This window comes from Shewanella sp. SG41-4, from assembly GCF_014164505.1.
Classification (GTDB): domain Bacteria; phylum Pseudomonadota; class Gammaproteobacteria; order Enterobacterales; family Shewanellaceae; genus Shewanella.
Genome location: NZ_JACJFI010000247.1, coordinates 1 through 5,782 on the forward strand (window position 1 = coordinate 1; position 5,782 = coordinate 5,782).

Annotated in this window: 5 protein-coding genes; all 5 read right to left on the reverse strand. The window is 42.4% G+C overall.

Annotated elements, in window-relative coordinates; all coding sequences use genetic code 11:
• The coding region (locus tag H5202_RS17215) for an RnfABCDGE type electron transport complex subunit D (RefSeq protein WP_182773159.1) at positions 1 to 201 on the reverse strand (201 nt) is incomplete at its 3' end.
• Between the two features lie 2 nt (positions 202 to 203).
• Positions 204 to 2,723 (reverse strand): electron transport complex subunit RsxC, encoded by a 2,520-nt coding sequence (gene rsxC, locus H5202_RS17220; RefSeq protein WP_182773160.1) that lies wholly within the window; start codon positions 2,721 to 2,723, stop codon positions 204 to 206.
• Entirely contained in the window at positions 2,717 to 3,295 is a 579-nt protein-coding gene (rsxB, locus tag H5202_RS17225) for an electron transport complex subunit RsxB (RefSeq protein ID WP_182773162.1), read from the reverse strand. Before rsxB ends, rsxC begins: the two co-directional genes overlap by 7 nt.
• Before the next feature lie 2 nt (positions 3,296 to 3,297).
• Positions 3,298 to 3,876: an electron transport complex subunit RsxA gene (gene rsxA / locus H5202_RS17230; protein ID WP_182773163.1), complete on the reverse strand. Its 579-nt coding sequence runs from the start codon at positions 3,874 to 3,876 to the stop codon at positions 3,298 to 3,300.
• Between the two features lie 139 nt (positions 3,877 to 4,015).
• A partial coding sequence (locus tag H5202_RS17235) for an EAL domain-containing protein (protein WP_182773161.1) occupies positions 4,016 to 5,782 on the reverse strand: 1,767 nt, incomplete at its 5' end.

Here is a 5,782-nt window from a genome sequence, read left to right on the forward strand (position 1 = left end):
TCTATTGCGTAGTTTCATTACCGCCGCTTCTGCTAAATAAGCCACCGTAATTGCGAGTAATAATTGAACTAACGTGCCATAACCAAAATAATAGCTTTGTACTGCAATACCTGGAATAAGGCATAGCGCCACACGCTTCATTACCGTATTGGTGTGTAACGTTGTGCTGACATGTGGAGATGAGGCAATTTTAAATGCCATAGTTATAGTTCCTCTTGCTTAGCACTGTTAGCGAGTTTTTTTGCTTTCGCTTTAGCAACCGCGGCAGCAATTCTAGCCTTTTTGTCATCAACTGGGATTGCTGCACTTGTTGTATCAGCTTCACTTGCTGGATTAACTTCCTTTGCGGTATTGATAGCTTTTTCAATGACAATTACATATCCATTTTGATCGGCAGAGTCATTGGCTAATGCCGCTTTTTTGGCTTTCGCTTTAGCAACCGCCGCAGCAATTTTAGCTTTTTTGTCATCGACAGGAGTTACTGCAATTGGTGAAACAACTTCAGCCGTTGGGTCAACAACGCTTATGGCGTTGATAGCCTTATCTGTAACAATCTCATCAGCAGTGGCAGACTCATTAGCTAATGCCGCTTTCTTGGCTTTAGCTTTGGCGACGGCAGCAGCAATTTTTGCTTTTTTGTCATCGACAGGAGTTACTGCAATTGGTGTGACAACTTCAGTCGTTGGATCAACAACGCTTATGGAATTGCTAGCCTTATCTGTAGCAATCTCATCAGCAGCGGCAGATTCATTAGCTAATGCCGCTTTCTTGGCTTTAGCTTTGGCAACGGCGGCAGCAATTTTAGCTTTTTTGTCATCGACAGGATCTGATGCAATTGTGGTAGCGGCATCATTCATTGAACCGATAGCGTTATCGGAACCTGTGTCATCTGAGGTAGGCGACTGATTAGCCAATGCAGCTTTTTTGGCTTTAGCTCTAGCTACCGCGGCAGCAATTTGTGCTTTTTTAATATTGACGGGATCGATGGTGTCGGCAGAAATATCATTTGTTACCGCAACGATATCAACTTGATTCTCCATTGCAGTCTGAGCAGCCAAAGCAGCCTTTTTAGCTTTCGCACGTTCAATAGCAGCATTTACCGCTGTTTTCTTCGCGTTGGTACTGTCTATTGGCGCTGTAAGCGTATTGGAATCTGTTGTTGCTTCAGCTGCGATACCTTCAGCTGCTTGGGCTTTTTTGGCTGCGATACGCGCCATCGCCGCGGCTACCGCATCTTTATCACCCGATTTCATATTCGCTTGGCGTTTAGCCGCTGCTAGTTTTGATTTTTCTTCTCGAGCATTTTTTTCATCTTCAAGTCGTTGTAAACGTGTTTCGAAACGCAGTTTTGCTTTTTCAGCTTGTAACTTTTCTTCAGCGGCATTCTTCAACGCTGATTTCGCGACGCGATAATATTCAACTAAAGGAATGTCACTTGGGCATACGTAGCTGCAACAACCGCATTCAATACAATCTTTTAAGTTAAAACTTGCGGCCTTGTCGTATTCCTCAGCTTTTGCGTGCCAGAATAGCTGTTGCGGTAACAATAACGCCGGGCAGGCGACGGCACACTCACCACAACGAATACAGGCTTTCTCATCTGGATCAGGAGCTATTTCTGTTTGGCTTGGTACCAATAAACAGTTGGTGCCTTTTAATATTGGTACATCAAGATCGGCTAATGCGTATCCCATCATGGGGCCGCCAACGATAACTTTTTGTGAACTTTCTGGCTGGAAGTTGACTTGACTAAGGGCATCTTTAACTGTTGTGCCTATTCTAAGCCAATAGTTTCCAGGTTTGCCGATGGATTTACCGGTTAACGTCACCACGCGTTCAATGAGTGGTTTACCCTGTAATACCGCTTCTTGGATTGCAAAGGCAGTACCGACGTTATGCACAACAATACCGAGTTGGGCAGGTATAGCTCCACTGGGTACTTCTTTGCCAGTAATAATTTGTATAAGTTGTTTTTCGCCACCAGAAGGGTACTTGGTCGGAATAACGGTGACACGGACCATATCGTTAGGTAATGAGCTACGACGAATAGCTGATTCCATCGCTTGAGCCGCTTCAGGTTTATTATCTTCTATGGCGATGATGATACGCTGTGGGCTAAGTAAATGATGAATAATACTAATACCCGTTAATATTTCATCACTGTATTCACGCATTAATCGATCATCAGCACTGATGTAGGGTTCGCACTCCACTCCATTAATAATGACTAAATCAATTTCACTCGCTGGGTTGAGTTTGACATGACTGGGAAACGCTGCGCCGCCCATTCCTGCAATACCTGCTTGCTTAATTTTGGCTAATATAGCAGGTTTTGACAGCTGTTCAATCTGACTTGAGGTAAGTTCGCACCACGTATCTTGCCCATCGGCTTCGATAATGCAACTTAGCACAGGCAATGAAGAGGGATGGTTGCTTCCGTGTTGCTCTATTGCGAAAACGGTCCCAGAAGTAGGGGCATGAACGGGTAAATAAATAAACCCAGAACCTTCTGTGAGTGGTTGTCCTGTTAAGACCCTGTCACCAACCTTGACACTTAAAGTCGCTTGTTGGCCAACAAGGGGAACGGGTACCACAAATCTCGATTGCAGTGGCAAAGGTGCGATGCTGCTTTGATTGGAAAGTGATTTAAGTTCAGGTGGGTGGATCCCGCCAGGAGAGCGCCACAAAGTACCTTTATCTAATTGCTCTAATAACGTTAACACCGTTTTTCCTCTTGCTCAGGATCGATCACGTTGACAGGGATAGCGTGCAACTTCCAATCCCAGTTTTGTATTGTGGTTTCAACTGGGATCATATCAATACAATCTACAGGGCAAGGCTCAACGCATAAGTCACAGCCGGTACAATCTTTGGCAATAACGGTATGCATTAATTTGCCGGCGCCTAAAATGGCATCAACTGGGCAGGCTTGAATACATTTGGTACAACCAATACATTCATCTTCACGGATGTAGGCTACTTTTTTTACACTGGCTTGTGCCTCTTCACCTAATGCTTCAGGTTCAACGCCCATTAGCTCGGCAATTTTTTCCATGGTAGCTGTACCACCTGGAGGGCATTTATTGATTTTATCGCCATTAGCAATAGCCTCTGCATAGGGGCGGCAACCAGGGTAACCACACTGACCACATTGAGTTTGTGGTAGCAAAGTTTCAACTTGATCAATAATAGGGTTACCTTCAACTTTAAATTTCTTTGATGCAAACCCTAAAATAACGCCAAACACTATTGCTAATGCACTTAATACAGCAACAGCAAGTAATATACTCGATATCATTAGTTAACTAGCCCCGCAAACCCCATAAAGGCTAATGACATTAAACCAGCGGTGATCATGGCAATAGCACCACCTTTAAAAGGTAAGGGCACATCAGCAGCGGCTAATCGCTCGCGCATGGCTGAAAATAAAATTAGCACTAATGAAAATCCAACCGCTGCACCAAAACCATAAATAGCCGATTGAATAAAGTTATGGTCTTCATTGACGTTAAGTAAAGCCACGCCTAATACAGCGCAGTTCGTCGTGATCAGCGGCAAGTAAATGCCCAGTGCACGATGTAAAGAGGCACTGGTTTTTTGCACAACCATCTCGGTAAATTGAACTACTACGGCAATAACCAAAATAAAGCTCATCGTACGTAAGTAGTTGAGGTCAAATGGTTGCAGTAAAAACTCATTGGTTAGATAACTCAGAATAGAGGCTAGGGTCAATACAAACGTGGTTGCCATCGACATGCCAATTGCTGACGCCAATTTGCTCGACACCCCCATAAAAGGGCATAGACCTAAGAATTTTACCAGAACGAAGTTATTCACCAGCACTGTGCCGATCAACAGGAGAAGGTACTCTGTCATTGCTACAATTTTTTGACCAATAGATCCTAGTATTATCTTAGGTTTGGCGCCGATAAACAACGGATAAAAAATAAGGTTAAACATAAAATGTTTAACCTTGGAATAAAATCGCTATTTTTACCGTTTGTTAACGTCATTTTTACTGTTTAGTTAACAACACTTCAGGTTTGGCAATATAATATCCTTGTAGACCATCCACTAAGAGTTTTTCAAGGGTGAGCTTTTCATCTTGTTTTTCAACACCGGTGGCAATAACTCGAATACTGATGCGTTTGGCAATATCAACAATCATCCTTATAAAGAATTTATTGTTGTTATCTTGTTCAATATTATCACTGTAACTGCTGTCTAATTTTATAAAGTCAGGACGGACTTCTCGGAAAAATTTAAAAGAAGTAAATCCTAAACCAAAGTGTTCAACAGCGATTTTTGCGCCAACTTTATGGATCTCAGTGACAAATTTATGACTCGACTCTAAATTAGCCTGCATTCCAGACTCATTGAGTTCAAATACTAATCGAGCAGCAGTAGCACGATGCTTAGATAATAAATCCTTCAACCACATGGTAAAACTGTCTTGCAGTGCAGAAGATGCACTAATGTTTACTCCCATTTGGCCTGATATACCTGGATTTTCACTCAAGACTTTAATGGTCTGTGTGACTATCATTTTATCGAGTTCAACACTCATTCCATAACGTTCAGCCATCGCAATCACTGTGGTTGTGGGTAAATGTTTACCGTCTGAGTTATAAAATCGAGTCAAAAGTTCACGGTAAACTTCGGTGTCATTATTACAAGGCTGAATCGGTTGTTGATAGAATTTTATGCTTCGACGACTAATCAAGTCGTCAATGGTGACTTTCCAATGTTCAGTACCAAATTGTTCATTCGCGGATAATTTTTCTAATTGATAGTAGCGATTAGGTCCGAGCGTTTGTGCCACACTGACAGCGGTATCGGCTAATGCCATCAAGGCCAATGGTTCATTTCCTTGTTGGTAAGGCACCATACCCGCATGAGCAATAGAGTCACTTTTGGTACTTTGGGCATATTCATCTAGGTGACGCTTAAGTTGCTCTAAAAATCGTTCACCCTCTTTAAGCGTAATACTGTCAATGAAAACAGCAAAATCTCCGCTGGATACTCGAAAACACTCACACAATCCGAGGTTCGTTACTGATTTTCGAATACATGTAGCAAGTTTAGCCAAATAATCATCGCCAGCAGCGCGGCCATGAAGTTGATTAACCGTTGCCAGTTCTGCTGCCTTAATAACAACGAGGACACCATGCTGTTGTTTATCTGTTTTGCTAATAGCGTCAATATGTTGTGTAAAGCGTTGCCGAGTAGAAAAGCCACTGACGGGATCTTGATAAGCCGCTTTGGTTAATTGCTCATTTTCTTTGCGAACGCGATCTAGACTGAGTTTTAATTGGCTACGACATATTTCTAATGCCTTACCGATGGGGTGGAGTACCCCTGGGAAGCGAGATTTTTCAATGGCTAAAAATGATAAGTCTGGTATATGAGTAATGTATTCGGCTGCATAGTTAATTCTTTTACGATGTAATTGCATTAACACCGCAAATAACAACATCAAAGCGATATAAGCGGTAATCAATAACGTCGCCGTTTGTTCTAAATCATTAAAACTTGGTGACAACACACTCGCTGTGTCTAACCTAATTTGTAAGCGCCCGTCAGGTAGATCTTGCACATGGCCTAATTCAACATTAAAAAGCTCGCTGGCAAAATCGTCTGAAGGACGAAGTAAGCTACCATGAGTAAAATTTTCATTGCTGTCGGTATTATGGATATATTGGAAAAACTGAAAAGAATAAGCTTTAGACATCCGCTGATATAGTGCTTCACCGCTGCCATGCCATTGATCAATAGTTTGCAC